Below are 15,754 nucleotides of genomic sequence, written 5' to 3'. Positions count from 1 at the left end.
CGCTTCGAAGGAAGTGGGGTTTTATAGGCCGGTAAGCGGAGCGCTTCCAGCCATATTGCCGGGTGGTAACGAATTCACCCGGCCTTTAACAGCATGTAACGCCTTATACCGCGGTCTGGAAAATCACGCCGTCCGCTTTCTCGGTGTACTGAGAGAGCTTATCGAAGTTCAGATAACGGTATGTGTCGACAGCGGTTTTATCTACCTGCGCCACATAGGTCTGATACTCTTCCGGGGTCGGCAGTTTGCCGAGAAGCGAAGCAACGGCAGCCAGCTCTGCAGAGGCCAGGAAGACGTTCGCGCCGGTACCCAGACGGTTCGGGAAGTTACGGGTGGAGGTAGAAACCACCGTCGCACCGTCCGCCACACGTGCCTGGTTACCCATGCACAGTGAACAGCCAGGGATCTCGATACGTGCACCGCTCTTACCGAAGACGCTGTAGTAGCCTTCTTCGGTCAGCTGCGCGGCGTCCATACGGGTTGGCGGAGCCACCCACAGGCGTGTCGGCAGTTGGCCTTTGTGTGCATCCAACAGTTTGCCTGCGGCACGGAAGTGACCGATGTTGGTCATGCAGGAACCGATAAACACTTCATCGATCTTCTCGCCCTGTACGTCAGAGAGCAGACGCGCATCGTCCGGATCGTTCGGCGCGCACAGAATCGGCTCTTTGATATCAGCCAGATCGATGTCGATCACCGCTGCGTACTCTGCATCTGCGTCGCCTTCCAGCAGCTCAGGGTTCGCCAGCCATTTTTCCATGCCCTGAACGCGACGTTCCAGGGTGCGGCGATCGCCGTAACCTTCTGCGATCATCCACTTCAGCAGAACGATGTTAGAGCTGAGGTATTCAACGATCGGCTCTTTGTTCAGCTTGATGGTACAGCCCGCAGCGGAACGCTCAGCGGAGGCATCGGTCAGCTCGAACGCCTGTTCAACTTTCAGATCCGGCAGGCCTTCAATTTCCAGGATACGACCAGAGAAGATGTTTTTCTTCCCTTTCTTCTCAACGGTCAGCAGACCCTGTTTGATGGCGTACAGCGGGATGGCGTGCACCAAATCGCGCAGGGTGATGCCCGGCTGCATTTTGCCTTTGAAGCGCACCAGCACGGATTCCGGCATATCCAGCGGCATCACGCCGGTCGCAGCAGCAAACGCCACCAGACCAGAGCCAGCCGGGAAGGAGATACCAATCGGGAAACGGGTATGGGAGTCACCACCGGTACCGACGGTATCCGGCAGCAGCATACGGTTCAGCCAGGAGTGGATAACGCCGTCGCCCGGACGCAGGGAAACACCACCACGGTTCATAATGAAGTCTGGCAGCGTATGGTGCGTGGTGACGTCAACCGGCTTCGGATAGGCCGCAGTGTGACAGAAAGACTGCATCACCAGGTCAGCAGAGAAGCCCAGGCATGCCAGGTCTTTCAGCTCATCACGGGTCATTGGGCCAGTGGTGTCCTGAGAACCCACAGACGTCATTTTCGGTTCGCAGTACGCACCCGGACGAATGCCTTTCACGCCACAGGCGCGGCCAACCATTTTCTGCGCCAGCGAGAAGCCACGGTTGCTTTCCGCCACGTCTTTCGCCTGACGGAACACATCGCTGTGCGGCAGACCGAGAGACTCACGCGCTTTGGTGGTCAGGCCGCGACCGATAATCAGCGGGATACGACCACCGGCACGCACTTCGTCAATCAGCACGTCGGTTTTCAGTTCAAAGCTTGCCAGCAGCTCGCCGGTTTCGTGGTTACGCACTTCGCCTTTGAACGGGTAAACGTCAATCACGTCGCCCATGTTCAGGTTGTTCACGTCCACTTCAATCGGCAGTGCGCCCGCATCTTCCATGGTGTTAAAGAAGATCGGTGCAATTTTGCCGCCGAGGCACAGACCGCCGCCGCGTTTGTTCGGCACATGGGGGATGTCATCGCCCATGAACCACAGTACGGAGTTGGTTGCGGATTTACGTGAAGAACCGGTTCCCACAACGTCGCCGACGTAGGCCAGCGGGAACCCTTTCTTGTTCAGTTCTTCGATCTGTTTGATCGGACCAACAACGCCCGGTTGATCCGGCTCGATCCCTTCACGGGCGTTTTTCAGCATCGCCAACGCGTGCAGCGGAATATCAGGACGCGACCACGCATCCGGTGCCGGGGAGAGATCATCGGTGTTGGTTTCACCGGTCACTTTGAAGACGGTAACGGTAATTTTTTCGGCAAGCGCAGGGCGGTTCAGGAACCACTCGGCATCGGCCCAGGACTGGATCACCTGCTTAGCAAAGGCATTGCCCGCTTTCGCTTTCTCTTCGACGTCGTAGAAGTTATCGAACATCAGCAGGGTGTGGGAGAGTGCTTTCGCGGCAATCGGCGCCAGTTTCGCATCGTCGAGCGCGTCGATCAGCGGATGAATGTTGTAACCACCCTGCATGGTGCCCAGCAGTTCAATGGCTTTTTCAGGGGTAACCAGCGGGGAAGTTGCTTCGCCTTTGGCGACAGCAGCAAGGAATCCGGCTTTGACGTAAGCAGCTTCGTCAACGCCCGGCGGTACACGGTTAATTAACAGGTCTAACAGGAATTCTTCTTCGCCAGCAGGCGGGTTCTTCAGCAGCTCGACAAGCGCAGCCATTTGGGTAGCATCCAGGGGCTTGGGTACAATCCCCTCAGCGGCACGCTCAGCTACGTGCTTACGGTATTCTTCTAGCACGACGGTTCTCCTCGCTCTCATTGTCATAGTGCGGCGCTTTTGTATATGGGCGATTCTCTTCACGCTCCTGTGAGACAGCAGTTAGTAGGGTAAATGCCCGATACCGCAATCGGCAGAATAGCAGGATTTTAGTGGGGTGTTAATGCGTTTACAAAAAAGCAACATAAAAAAGTGGCTGAATCGATACGTATGGTCTAATGCCCTTCATCATGAGGACAAGAAATTATTTTCCCCCGTTACGTTTAGTCACATAATTTCGTCTGATGATAGTCATCTTGCGGTATCGATCCCAAGATAAGTTAAAAATTAAACTATTGTCTCTCTATACTCATGCCACACCGCAACGTCATGCGGCAGGTATTATGACCCTGGCGATTCCGCAGGAATCGGGAGAGAGAAGATGAAGTTGCCCTTTAAGCCCCATGTGATTGCTCTGGTGTGTTGCACTGGATTACTCGCCGCTTCGGGTGTTTTGTATGTCAAAAGCCGTAGCCCTGAAGCGCCCGTTCCAGCGCCTGTCCCGGTTCAGACCGCCCCAGCCCCTGTAGCGACGCCGCCTCAAGCCCCCACTGCCGCCGCCGCGCCTGACGCAAAACCGACGTTCACCAATGCCCAAATTGATCAGTGGGTTGCCCCTATCGCGCTTTTCCCTGATCCGCTGCTTTCTCAGGTACTGATGGCCTCTACCTACCCGGCGAACGTGGTTCAGGCTGTACAATGGTCGCGTGATAATCCGAATTTGCAGGGAGATGCCGCAATTCAGGCGGTAGCAGGTCAACCGTGGGATCCGAGCGTCAAATCTCTGGTCGCATTTCCACAGCTGATGGCGATGATGGGCGAGAATCCACCGTGGGTACAAAACCTGGGTGACGCCTTCCTGGGACAGCCGCAGGATGTGATGGATTCCGTTCAGCGACTGCGATTACTGGCGCAACAAACCGGTGCGCTGAAATCTTCACCGCAACAAACGGTGACCAGCGAACCGAAGAAAACGGTTGCCGCGACACAGACCACTACCACAACAACCACCAACAACACCACAAATACGACGACGCAAGCCCCGGCGCCGACCGTCATCAAAATTGAGCCCACCGACCCGCAGGTCGTCTATGTCCCGAGCTATAACCCGTCAACGGTCTACGGCACCTGGCCAAATACGGCCTACCCGCCGGTATATATGCCACCGCCTCCGGGGCAACAGTTTGCCAGCAGTTTTGTTAACGGTTTTGGGTTTAGTCTGGGCGTTGCCACCACTTACGCTTTGTTTAGTGACATTGACTGGGATGATGACGACGACGATTATCACCACGATCATGATGACTACAACGGTGGTGGCGGCCATTATGAACGTAACGGGGACAACAACATCAATATTGATGTGGAAAACCTCAACCGTATCTCCGGTCAAAATCTTAAAGACAGGAACATGAACTGGCAGCATAACCCTGCTTATCGCGGCGGCGTGCCTTATCAGAGCAACGCGGTCTCACAACGGTTTAATCAGACCAATGCCAACGGTGGATTACGTACAACGCAGCAATCAGCTGCCACAACAGCATCCCGCGACAGCCAGCGCCAGGCGGCAATGACGCAGCTCCAGCAGCGCAACAACACGTCAACCAAAACGGCCCAGCAGTCGGTCTCTTCCCGCGATATGCAACGCAAAGCGGCTTCACAGCAACTGAATCAAGTTGCCCAGCGTAACAACTATCGCGGTTACGATACCCCGCAAAACAGCACGCGTCGGGAAGCCGCACAAAAAACGCTACAAAAATCGACAACGCCAAAGCAACAGCAGAATCGCAATGAGCAGAGAGCGAAAGCCCAACAGCAGGTTTCTCAGCAGCAACGCGATAACGCTCGCCAGCGCGTAGAGTCATCCACAACGCAACGGCGAAGCACTGTCTCGCCAGATCAACGTCAGGCACGCGTACAGAGTAACCGTTCTAACGCATTCAGTGGGAACGACAGCCGTTCACCCTCCTGGCAATCTCAGCAATCGCGAGGTCAGGAAAGCCGCCGTGTGAGCCGTGCGAATACCCAACAGCGTGCCGAGGCGCGTGGAAATGTGTCTGAGCGTCACGAACGCCGTCGTTAATCGGAGCAAATGATGAAAAAAATCATGTTAAGTGCCCTGCTGTTGTCATTGCCTCTGATGAGCCACGCGCAGCAGTTGTTCTCTTCCCCCGAAGAGGCGGCAAAGGCCTTTGCTGATGCTGTTGCTCAGCAAAATGAAACGCACCTTAATGCCGTGTTAGGCGACAACTGGCAACAGTATCTCCCGCCGGAAGGGGCCGACCCGGAAGCGGTCGCTCGCTTTAACCGTGACTGGAAGGTCAGCCATCGCATTGTAAAACAAGAGAACATAGCGCATCTGAATGTCGGCCAGGAAGACTGGCAACTGCCCGTCCCTATCGTCAAAACCAGCAAAGGCTGGCATTTCGATATGGCTGCCGCAGAGGATGAGATCCTCACCCGCGCCATCGGTCGTAATGAACTGTCGGCTATACAAGCAATGCGCGCCTATGTTGACGCCCAGTACGACTACTGGCAGCGCAAACAGGTTTTCGCCACCAAATTGATCAGCAGTGAAGGCAAGCAGGATGGCCTGTACTGGCCGATGAAACCCGGAGAAGACCCAAGCCCATTGGGGCCGGCATTCAGCCCGGTGGTGCCAGGCACAGGTTATCATGGCTACCACTTCCGCATCGTCAAAAGCAATGATGAGAAAGGATTCGCGCTGCTGGCCTGGCCGGTGGAGTGGGGAGAAACGGGCGTGATGAGCTTTATTGTGAATCAGGACGATCGGGTTTATCAAGCTGATTTAGGCAACGATACCGTAGAGAAAGTGACGGCTATCACCCAATATACCCAGGATGCCCCCTGGACACCGGTAGAATAACCGACATAAAAAAGCAGCGTATCGCTGCTGCTGACGACTCATAATCCCCGTGTTTTTACACGGGGATTATTGTCTATAGCTCCCCAGTATGGCTCAAGTGATTCGCCTTTTTACGGGTGCAGCGTCAGATTACAGAATGTTGGCAACGGATTTTGCCAGTTGCGCTTCCAGCACCGGTTTCGCCTCTTCAAACTTCAGGTTAACTTTGTTGGCGTTAGAGACGACGCGAGTCTGGTATTTTGCGCGATCGCCCTTCTCACTGCTGGTTTGCAGCTTGATGCCGGACGTACCCTGACGCAGCGCAGCAACGTTATCCGTAGTGACTTTCGCTTTGCTACGCTCGGAAATTTGCAGGTCGGTTACCATGGTGTAGTTCACGTCTTCTACCATCGCATCAGCGGCCATCCCGATCAGACCCGCCGCCAGCCCCACACCCAGCGCAGCACCGGAGGAGTTACTGTTATAGGCGGTGATACCCGCGCCCAGAGCCGCCCCCATCGCAGCGCCTTCATAACCGGTTTTCAGGAATCCCTGAGCCTCGCGCAGATCCATTTTGTCCGCTTTCAGCACATTGGCCTGTACCCAGTAGTACGCGCTGTCCGGTGAACTGGTCACTTTATAGCCCTTCGCTGACAGATCATTTGCCAGCATAGTTTGCAGGTTGCTCATGTCTTTATCAGAAGTGTTTTTTACCTGAATGTAGACGGTCTTCTCGCTGGAAGGCTCCAGCCAGATGGTTTCACTCATCTGCGTTTTCACTTCAAGGTTACGTTTTTTCACTGCGGTGGTCATTGCGCCGCACCCGGTCAGCGTCATTGCCGCGACGACCATACCAACAACCGCGATTTTTTTTAAAGACATGTTTATTCCTTTCTTCGTGTAATGAGAGTCCAGATCCCAGTAAGCGCGCAGCCAGAAGCCACACAAAGGTGAAAGGGTTATCGGCAGAAGAGCGGTTTTTTTTAGGGAATAAATCAATAAGATGACTACCAGAACAGGTAGCTTTCAGGCAAAAAAAAACGCCTCCGAAGAGGCGCTTTCACAAAAGTCAGAAGATTACTTCTTCTTCGCTTTCGGGTTTGGCAGGTCGGTGATGCTACCTTCGAAGATTTCTGCGGCCAGGCCAACAGATTCGTGCAGCGTTGGGTGCGCATGGATGGTCAGCGCGATGTCTTCAGCATCACAACCCATTTCGATCGCCAGACCGATTTCGCCCAGCAGCTCGCCGCCGTTGGTGCCGACAATCGCACCACCGATCACACGGTGAGACTCTTTGTCGAAAATCAGCTTGGTCATACCGTCTGCGCAGTCGGAAGCGATAGCACGGCCAGAAGCAGCCCACGGGAAGGTGGCGGTTTCGTAGCTAATGCCTTTCTCTTTCGCTTCTTTCTCGGTCAGACCTACCCATGCAACTTCTGGTTCAGTGTATGCAATGGAAGGGATAACTTTCGGATCGAAGTAGTGTTTCTTACCGGCGATAACTTCAGCGGCAACGTGACCTTCGTGAACACCTTTATGCGCCAGCATCGGCTGACCGACGATATCGCCGATAGCAAAGATGTGCGGTACGTTAGTACGCAGCTGCTTGTCTACGCGGATGAAGCCACGGTCGTCCACTTCCACGCCCGCTTTGCCCGCGTCGAGGTTTTTACCGTTCGGTACACGACCGATAGCTACCAGCACGGCATCGTAACGCTGTGCTTCGGCAGGCGCTTTTTTGCCTTCCATGGAAACGTAAATACCGTCTTCTTTCGCTTCAACGGCAGTCACTTTGGTTTCCAGCATCAGGTTGAATTTCTTGCTGATGCGCTTGGTGAAGACTTTCACTACGTCTTTGTCTGCAGCCGGGATAACCTGGTCGAACATTTCAACCACGTCAATCTCTGAACCCAGCGCATGGTACACAGTACCCATTTCCAGACCGATGATACCGCCGCCCATAACCAGCAGACGTTTCGGTACGGATTTCAGCTCCAGTGCGTCGGTGGAATCCCATACGCGCGGATCTTCATGCGGAATAAATGGCAGTTCGATCGGACGGGAACCCGCCGCGATGATAGCGTTGTCGAAGTTGATAACGGTTTTGCCGTTCTCGCCTTCCACTTCCAGGGTGTTCGCCCCGGTAAATTTACCCAGACCGTTGACCACTTTCACTTTACGGCCTTTCGCCATACCGGCCAGACCGCCAGTCAGCTGAGTGATCACTTTCTCTTTCCAGGTACGAATCTTGTCGATATCGGTTTTCGGCTCGCCGAAGACGATACCGTGGTCAGCCAGCGCTTTGGCTTCTTCGATAACTTTTGCGACGTGCAGCAGCGCTTTAGAAGGGATACAGCCAACGTTCAGACAAACACCACCGAGGGTGCTGTAACGTTCTACGATTACGGTTTCCAGACCTAAATCAGCGCAACGGAAGGCCGCAGAATAACCTGCCGGGCCTGCCCCAAGTACCACGACCTGAGTTTTGATTTCAGTACTCATCATGACCTCTTAATTTATTTCCGGCGATCCCTGGTCTTGTCGCCCATCATCCACCGGGTCGTTCTATCCGTCCGTAGTGTACAAAAATGTTAACAATTTTGAAACAACAAACGGCAAACGAATTGTCTTTGTCACCCAATAACCTCACAACATACATGAGATTACCAGAAAAAAGCCGGCCGTCAGGCCGGCTTTTCGATTACATCACCAGGCGGCGAATATCAGACAGCGTGTTGTTGATGATGGTAATAAAGCGCGCACCATCAGCACCGTCGATCACACGGTGGTCGAAGGAGAGAGAGATTGGCATCATCAGACGCGGTACAAACTCTTTCCCGTTCCATACCGGCTCCATCGCCGATTTGGAAACACCGAGGATAGCCACTTCCGGCGCGTTCACAATCGGCGCGAAGTGGGTGGTACCCAGGCCGCCGATACTGGAGATAGTGAAGCAACCGCCCTGCATTTCGCCAGCCGTCAGCTTACCATCACGCGCTTTTTTGGAGATGGCGGTCAGTTCGCGAGACAGCTCAGTAATGCTCTTCTTGTTCACGTCTTTGAAGACCGGAACAACCAGACCATTTGGCGTATCAACCGCAACACCGATGTTGATGTATTTCTTCAGCGTCAGACGCTGACCATCTTCGGACAGAGAGCTGTTGAAGCGAGGCATCTGCTCAAGCGCCGCCGCAACGGCTTTCATGATGAAGACAACCGGGGTGAATTTCACGTCCAGTTTGCGCTTCTCAGCTTCGGCGTTCTGCTGTTTACGGAACGCTTCCAGATCGGTGATATCGGTTTTGTCGAAGTGCGTAACGTGCGGGATCATCACCCAGTTACGGCTCAGGTTAGCACCAGAGATTTTCTGGATACGACCCAGTTCCACTTCTTCGATTTCGCCGAACTTGCTGAAGTCAACCTTCGGCCACGGCAGCATGCCCGGAATACCGCCACCCGCTGCAGCAGCCGGAGCCGCTTCAGCGCGCTTGATAGCGTCTTTCACGTAAGTCTGAACGTCTTCGCGCAGGATACGACCTTTACGGCCAGTGCCCTTCACTTTCGCCAGATTCACACCGAACTCGCGCGCCAGACGGCGAATCAGCGGGGTCGCATGAATGTAAGCGTCGTTCTCAGCAAACTCAGATTTGCCTTCGGCTTTCACGGCCGGTGCCGCTGCTTTAGCAGCAGGCGCAGGAGCGGCAGCAGCAGGTGCAGCAGCCGGAGCCGCGGCAGGCGCAGCGCCTTCCACTTCGAAGACCATAATCAGAGAACCAGTTTTCACTTTATCGCCAGTGCTGATTTTGATTTCTTTCACGGTGCCCGCGAACGGTGCCGGAACTTCCATAGAGGCTTTGTCGCCTTCTACGGTGATCAGAGACTGCTCAGCGGCAATTTTGTCGCCCACTTTGACCATCACTTCGGTAACTTCAACTTCGTCACCGCCGATGTCTGGAACGTTCACTTCTTTAGAACCGGAAGCCGCAGGAGCCGCCGCCGCTGCTGGTGCAGCCGCCTGAGCCGGAGCAGCAGCGCCCGCAGCGCCAGCTACTTCGAAGACCATGATCAGGGAGCCGGTAGACACTTTGTCGCCAGTGTTGATTTTGATCTCTTTAACCACGCCCGCAAACGGAGCCGGGACTTCCATAGAGGCTTTGTCGCCTTCAACGGTGATCAGCGATTGTTCAGCGGCAACGGTGTCGCCCACTTTCACCATGATCTCAGTCACTTCAACTTCGTCACCGCCGATGTCCGGTACATGAACATCTTTCGCCGCCGCAGCAGCAGGTGCTGCTGCCGGAGCCGCTTCTTTTTTCGCTTCTGCCGGAGCAGGTGCAGCAGCAGCTGCACCGTCGGCGGAATCGAAAATCATGATCAGTTTACCGGTCTCGGTTTTGTCGCCGACAGAGACTTTGATCTCTTTAACAACGCCAGCCTGCGGAGACGGAACTTCCATAGAGGCTTTGTCGCCTTCTACGGTGATCAGCGACTGTTCAGCTTCAACTTTGTCGCCCACTTTGACCAGGATCTCGGTGATTTCAACTTCATCTGCGCCGATGTCCGGTACTTTGATTTCGATAGCCATTCTTCTTTTACCTCTTACGCCAGACGCGGGTTAACTTTTTCTGCATCGATGTTGAATTTGGCGATTGCGTCCGCAACCACTTTCTTATCGATTTCGCCACGTTTAGCCAGTTCGCCCAGTGCCGCTACAACCACGTATGAAGCATCAACTTCGAAGTGGTGACGCAGGTTTTCACGGCTGTCAGAGCGACCGAAACCATCGGTACCCAGTACGCGGTAATCATCAGCCGGTACATAAGTACGAACTTGTTCGGCAAACAGTTTCATATAGTCAGTAGATGCCACAGCCGGAGCGTCGTTCATCACCTGAGCGATGTACGGAACGCGCGGAGTTTCCAGCGGGTGCAGCATGTTCCAGCGCTCACAATCCTGGCCATCACGTGCCAGTTCAGTGAAGGAAGTGACGCTATACACGTCAGAACCTACGCCGTAGTCGTTCGCCAGGATCTGCGCTGCTTCACGGACGTGACGCAGGATAGAACCGGAGCCCAGCAGCTGAACTTTACCTTTGCTACCTTCGAGGGTTTCGAGTTTGTAGATACCTTTACGGATACCTTCCTCGGCACCTGCTGGCATTGCCGGCATGTGGTAGTTTTCGTTCAGCGTGGTGATGTAGTAGTAAACGTTCTCTTGTTTCTCACCGTACATGCGCTCCAGACCATCGTGCATGATGACCGCAACTTCGTACGCGTAAGACGGATCGTAAGAGATACAGTTCGGGATAGTCAGAGACTGAATATGGCTGTGACCATCTTCGTGCTGCAGACCTTCGCCGTTCAGCGTCGTACGACCGGAAGTACCACCGATCAGGAAGCCGCGAGCCTGCTGGTCACCTGCTGCCCAGCACAGGTCGCCGATACGCTGGAACCCGAACATGGAGTAGTAGATGTAGAACGGGATCATCGGCAGATCGTTGGTGCTGTAAGAAGTTGCAGCGGCCAGCCAAGAAGAACCTGCGCCCAGCTCGTTGATACCTTCCTGCAGGATCTGACCTTTCTCGTCTTCTTTGTAGTAAGCAACCTGCTCACGGTCCTGCGGGGTGTACTGCTGGCCGTTCGGGCTGTAAATACCGATCTGACGGAACAGACCTTCCATACCGAAAGTACGCGCTTCGTCAGCGATGATCGGCACCAGACGATCTTTGATCGACTTGTTCTTCAGCATCACGTTCAGGGCACGAACGAAAGCGATAGTGGTGGAGATCTCTTTGTTCTGCTCTTCCAGCAGCGCACCGAAGTCTTCCAGGGTCGGCAGTTCCAGCTTCTCAGTGAAGTTCGGCTGGCGGCTCGGCAGGTAGCCGTGCAGTTTCTGACGCTGAGCGTGCAGATAGGTGTGCTCTTCAGAACCTTCCGGGAAGGTAATGTAAGACAGTTTTTCAACCTGCTCATCGGTGACTGGAACGTTGAAACGGTCGCGGATATGACGCACGCCGTCCATGTTCATTTTCTTCACCTGGTGCGCGATGTTTTTACCTTCGGCGGTGTCGCCCATGCCGTAACCTTTAATGGTATGGGCGAGGATGACAGTTGCTTTGCCTTTGGTGTCCTGCGCTTTTTTCAGTGCAGCGTAAACTTTCTTCGGATCGTGACCACCACGGTTCAGTGCCCAGATCTGCTCATCAGTCCAGTCAGCGACCAGCGCTGCGGTTTCCGGGTATTTACCGAAGAAGTGCTCGCGAACGTAAGCGCCATCTTTGGATTTGAAGGTCTGGTAGTCACCGTCAAGGGTTTCGTTCATCAGCTGGATCAGTTTACCGCTGGTATCTTTACGCAGCAGCTCATCCCAACGACCGCCCCACATCACTTTAATCACGTTCCAGCCAGCACCCGCGAAGATGCCTTCCAGTTCGTTGACAATCTTGCCGTTACCGGTGACCGGGCCGTCAAGACGCTGCAGGTTACAGTTGATAACAAAGACCAGGTTGTCCAGTTTTTCACGGGTAGCGATGGTGATCGCACCTTTGGATTCCGGCTCATCCATCTCACCGTCACCCAGGAAGGCGTAAACGGTTTGTTTAGAGGTATCTTTCAGGCCACGGTGTTCCAAATATTTCAGGAATTTAGCCTGGTAGATCGCACCGATTGGACCCAGACCCATAGAGACGGTCGGGAACTGCCAGAATTCCGGCATCAGTTTCGGGTGCGGGTAGGAAGACAGGCCTTTGCCATTCACTTCCTGACGGAAGTTGTCCATCTGCTCTTCAGTCAGACGGCCTTCGAGGAATGCACGTGCGTACACGCCCGGGGAGATGTGACCCTGGAAGTACACCAGGTCGCCGCCATCCTGCTCGTTGCGCGCACGGAAGAAATGGTTGAAACACACATCATAAACAGTTGCGGAAGACTGGAAGGATGCCATGTGGCCACCCAGCTCAAGGTCTTTTTTAGATGCACGCAGCACCGTCATGATGGCGTTCCAGCGGATAGCAGAACGAATACGACGTTCCAGCTCCAGATTGCCCGGGTATTCCGGCTCATCTTCAACGGCAATAGTGTTTACATAATTGCTGGCCCCTGCACCTGCCGCTACTTTCACGCCGCCTTTGCGGGCTTCAGAAAGAAGCTGGTCAATCAGATACTGAGCGCGCTCAACACCTTCTTCACGGATGACCGATTCGATCGCCTGTAGCCAGTCGCGAGTTTCGATCGGATCCACGTCATTTGGGAAACGTTCTGACATGGGGGTATTCCTTATCTATCTAATACGTTGAGTTATCTGGAACCTGTCCCATTGCATTTTCGCTGGAAAACGCAATAAGACAGGTTCTGCGTTTAGTTGCCGCGCGTTAAATAGCGCTTGATTTACAACATCTTCTGGTTAACTTTCTACCAGAAAAATCACTAATTCTTTCGTTGCTCCAGGCGGCGTAAGGCGCGTTCACGACGGCTTTCCTCACGGCTTCGGTCCAGGAGAATCTCTTCGATAAACGCCAGGTGACGGTGCGACGCTTCACGCGCCTCTTCCGGATTCCCGGCGATAATCGCTTCAAAAATACGGGTACGGTGACTGCTTACCAGCGGCAGCATCTCCCGACGCGCATACAGCAATTCAAAGTTTTGACGAACGTTTTGCGCCAGCATCGGCTCCATGCATCTCAGTAAATGGAGCAACACCACATTGTGCGCTGCTTCAGTGACCGCAATTTGATACTGGAGAACGGCGTCGGACTCTGCGTCCAGGTCGCCTGACTGTTGCGCCAGTTCAATGGCATGGTGGAGTTCACGAATACGAGTCTTGTCTTCATCCGTGCTGCGCAGTGCCGCGTAGTATGCAGCAATGCCTTCCAGCGCATGGCGCGTCTCGAGCAGGTCAAACTGGGATTCAGGGTGATCGGAGAGCAGTTCTACCAGTGGGTCGCTAAAACTCTGCCACAGGCTGCTCTGAACAAAAGTTCCGCCGCCCTGGCGACGAAGCAGCAGACCCTTCGCTTCGAGACGTTGGATCGCCTCGCGCAAGGAGGGTCGGGAAACATCGAACTGTTTTGCCAGTTCGCGTTCCGGTGGGAGTTTTTCGCCGGGGCGCAAGGTCCCCTCAAGAATTAAAAACTCCAGCTGCTGCTCAATCACATCGGATAATTTAGGTTGGCGAATTTTGCTGTAGGCCATGATTCCCTGTCTTAAGCCATTTGCCCGGAGTCAATTGGTCTTACCAATTTCACGTTCGTGACGCTAAAGTAACAAAGTATTCACCTTCTGTCCATACAGGTTTTGATTGAAATCAGTAAACCAAGCACATTTTAACAAGATTACAGAAATAACGTTTCAAACATGTAACCATGCACAAATGTTAAATTTACCCCCAGGCAAGCAGATTTAACGTAATTGAAACGAAAAAATATCCCATCTGAACCGATTCACCTGCTTAATTATCGATTTTCACTGCCTAATTATTGAATAAACATTCATATTGCAAACAGCGTTTCCGGTGAAATGGCATTTACAAATGGTTTCTTTTTATTCAAGTCGTCACCCGCCCTTCATAAAGCAGGTGCATTCGCGACCGCATACCATTATTCTGAATAAGACAAAAGTCTTTGTGTAACATTTTAGAATTCATTGCCGTAAACAAATTAATACAACAAACGGAATTGCAAACTTACACACGCATCACTGCGTAGTTCAAAAATAATGACTCAAAATAGTGCGGGCAGCGCCAAAGCCGCCTGGAATATGAAGAGTAAAACCACACACGAGGTTTCATGATGGATGGTCAACAGCATGGCGAGCAGCTAAAGCGCGGCCTTAAAAACCGCCATATCCAGCTCATCGCTTTGGGTGGCGCGATAGGCACCGGGCTGTTCCTGGGTAGCGCTTCCGTTATTCAGTCTGCAGGACCCGGCATTATTCTGGGTTATGCGATCGCCGGTTTTATCGCTTTTTTAATCATGCGTCAGTTAGGTGAAATGGTCGTTGAAGAGCCGGTTGCGGGCTCCTTCAGCCATTTCGCCTACAAATATTGGGGCGGATTCGCCGGTTTTGCCTCCGGATGGAACTACTGGGTGCTGTACGTTCTGGTCGCAATGGCGGAACTGACCGCCGTTGGGAAGTATGTCCAGTTCTGGTGGCCGGAAATCCCGACCTGGGTCTCAGCTGCCGTCTTCTTTATTGCCATCAACGCCATTAACCTGACCAACGTAAAAGTGTTCGGTGAAATGGAGTTTTGGTTCGCCATTATTAAGGTTATCGCTGTTGTAGCGATGATCCTGTTCGGCGGCTGGCTGCTGTTTAGCGGTAACGGTGGTCCGCAGGCCAGCGTCAGCAACTTGTGGGATCAAGGTGGCTTCCTGCCACATGGCTTCACCGGTCTGGTCATGATGATGGCCATCATCATGTTCTCGTTTGGCGGCCTTGAATTAGTGGGGATCACCGCCGCAGAAGCGGATAACCCGGAGCAAAGCATCCCGAAAGCCACTAACCAGGTTATCTACCGTATCCTGATTTTCTATGTGGGTTCGCTGGCCGTCCTGCTCTCTCTGATGCCATGGACGCGTGTTACCGCTGACGTCAGCCCGTTCGTCCTGATCTTCCACGAACTGGGCGATACCTTTGTAGCGAACGCGCTGAACGTTGTGGTACTGACAGCCGCTCTTTCTGTCTATAACAGCTGCGTGTACTGTAACAGCCGTATGCTATTCGGTCTGGCTCAGCAGGGTAACGCGCCGAAAGCGTTGATGAGTGTCGATAAACGCGGCGTGCCGGTGAACACCATTCTGGTTTCTGCGCTGGTCACCGCCCTGTGCGTACTGATCAACTACCTGGCGCCAGAATCTGCGTTCGGTCTGCTGATGGCGCTGGTCGTTTCTGCGCTGGTCATCAACTGGGCCATGATCAGCCTCGCGCATATCAAGTTCCGTCGCGCTAAAGAGCAACAGGGTGCAACCACCCGCTTCCCGGCGCTGTTTTATCCGTTAGGTAACTGGATCTGCCTGATTTTCATGGCGGCAGTGCTGGTGATTATGCTGATGACACCGGGTATGGCGATCTCCGTTTGGCTGATCCCGGTCTGGCTTGTGATCCTTGGCGTCGGCTATCTGTGCAAACAGAAAACCGCTAAAGCCGTAAAAGCGCATTAATCTTCTCCACCCTCAC

At 53.6% G+C, this 15,754-nt stretch carries 9 protein-coding genes; 3 read left to right on the top strand and 6 right to left on the bottom strand.

Annotated elements, in window-relative coordinates; translation table 11 throughout:
* Positions 1–103: 103 nt before the first annotated feature.
* Positions 104–2,701: a bifunctional aconitate hydratase 2/2-methylisocitrate dehydratase gene (gene acnB, locus AC07NP_RS07710; protein WP_276292817.1), complete on the bottom strand. Its 2,598-nt coding sequence runs from the start codon at positions 2,699–2,701 to the stop codon at positions 104–106.
* 400 nt (positions 2,702–3,101) lie between these two features.
* On the opposite strand from acnB, the gene AC07NP_RS07705 reads away from it, so the two are divergent.
* Both AC07NP_RS07705 and AC07NP_RS07700 read left to right on the top strand, forming a co-directional pair.
* Positions 3,102–4,799 (top strand): DUF3300 domain-containing protein, encoded by a 1,698-nt coding sequence (locus AC07NP_RS07705; protein WP_494660059.1) that lies wholly within the window; start codon positions 3,102–3,104, stop codon positions 4,797–4,799.
* Between the two features lie 12 nt (positions 4,800–4,811).
* Positions 4,812–5,603, top strand: a complete 792-nt coding sequence (locus tag AC07NP_RS07700) for a DUF2950 family protein (protein ID WP_494660095.1) — start codon at positions 4,812–4,814, stop codon at positions 5,601–5,603.
* A gap of 129 nt (positions 5,604–5,732) precedes the next feature.
* Here the strand turns inward: AC07NP_RS07700 and traT are convergent, their stop codons facing one another.
* The 5 genes from traT to pdhR all read right to left on the bottom strand — a co-directional run bounded on the left by traT (position 5,733) and on the right by pdhR (position 13,771).
* A complete protein-coding gene (traT, locus tag AC07NP_RS07695; protein ID WP_203358910.1) occupies positions 5,733–6,464 on the bottom strand; it encodes a conjugal transfer complement resistance protein TraT in 732 nt (243 codons plus the stop codon).
* A gap of 195 nt (positions 6,465–6,659) precedes the next feature.
* Entirely contained in the window at positions 6,660–8,084 is a 1,425-nt protein-coding gene (gene lpdA, locus AC07NP_RS07690; protein ID WP_203361317.1) for a dihydrolipoyl dehydrogenase, read from the bottom strand.
* Between the two features lie 199 nt (positions 8,085–8,283).
* Positions 8,284–10,167: a pyruvate dehydrogenase complex dihydrolipoyllysine-residue acetyltransferase gene (gene aceF / locus AC07NP_RS07685; protein WP_494660058.1), complete on the bottom strand. Its 1,884-nt coding sequence runs from the start codon at positions 10,165–10,167 to the stop codon at positions 8,284–8,286.
* Between the two features lie 14 nt (positions 10,168–10,181).
* Complete coding sequence (gene aceE, locus AC07NP_RS07680) at positions 10,182–12,845, bottom strand: pyruvate dehydrogenase (acetyl-transferring), homodimeric type (RefSeq protein WP_301701433.1); 2,664 nt, start codon at positions 12,843–12,845, stop codon at positions 10,182–10,184.
* A gap of 161 nt (positions 12,846–13,006) precedes the next feature.
* Positions 13,007–13,771, bottom strand: a complete 765-nt coding sequence (gene pdhR, locus AC07NP_RS07675) for a pyruvate dehydrogenase complex transcriptional repressor PdhR (protein ID WP_192611100.1) — start codon at positions 13,769–13,771, stop codon at positions 13,007–13,009.
* 593 nt (positions 13,772–14,364) lie between these two features.
* Between pdhR and aroP the strand changes: the two genes are divergently transcribed.
* Positions 14,365–15,738: an aromatic amino acid transporter AroP gene (gene aroP / locus AC07NP_RS07670; RefSeq protein ID WP_494660057.1), complete on the top strand. Its 1,374-nt coding sequence runs from the start codon at positions 14,365–14,367 to the stop codon at positions 15,736–15,738.
* The last annotated feature ends 16 nt before the right edge of the window (positions 15,739–15,754 follow it).

It is taken from the genome of Citrobacter sp. GW821-FHT07H02, from assembly GCF_059418505.1.
The sequence above is the reverse complement of the archived record's forward strand: the minus strand, read 5'-3'. Positions and strand labels throughout refer to the sequence as shown.

What these genes read in the sequence shown, in the direction of transcription:
- AC07NP_RS07705 (WP_494660059.1), top strand. Translation starts at nt 3,102, where the DNA reads ATGAAGTTGCCCTTTAAGCCCCATGTGATTGCTCTGGTGTGTTGCACT.
- AC07NP_RS07700 (WP_494660095.1), top strand. Translation starts at nt 4,812, where the DNA reads ATGAAAAAAATCATGTTAAGTGCCCTGCTGTTGTCATTGCCTCTGATG.
- traT (WP_203358910.1), bottom strand. Translation starts at nt 6,464, where the DNA reads ATGTCTTTAAAAAAAATCGCGGTTGTTGGTATGGTCGTCGCGGCAATG.
- lpdA (WP_203361317.1), bottom strand. Translation starts at nt 8,084, where the DNA reads ATGAGTACTGAAATCAAAACTCAGGTCGTGGTACTTGGGGCAGGCCCG.
- aceF (WP_494660058.1), bottom strand. Translation starts at nt 10,167, where the DNA reads ATGGCTATCGAAATCAAAGTACCGGACATCGGCGCAGATGAAGTTGAA.
- aceE (WP_301701433.1), bottom strand. Translation starts at nt 12,845, where the DNA reads ATGTCAGAACGTTTCCCAAATGACGTGGATCCGATCGAAACTCGCGAC.
- pdhR (WP_192611100.1), bottom strand. Translation starts at nt 13,771, where the DNA reads ATGGCCTACAGCAAAATTCGCCAACCTAAATTATCCGATGTGATTGAG.
- aroP (WP_494660057.1), top strand. Translation starts at nt 14,365, where the DNA reads ATGATGGATGGTCAACAGCATGGCGAGCAGCTAAAGCGCGGCCTTAAA.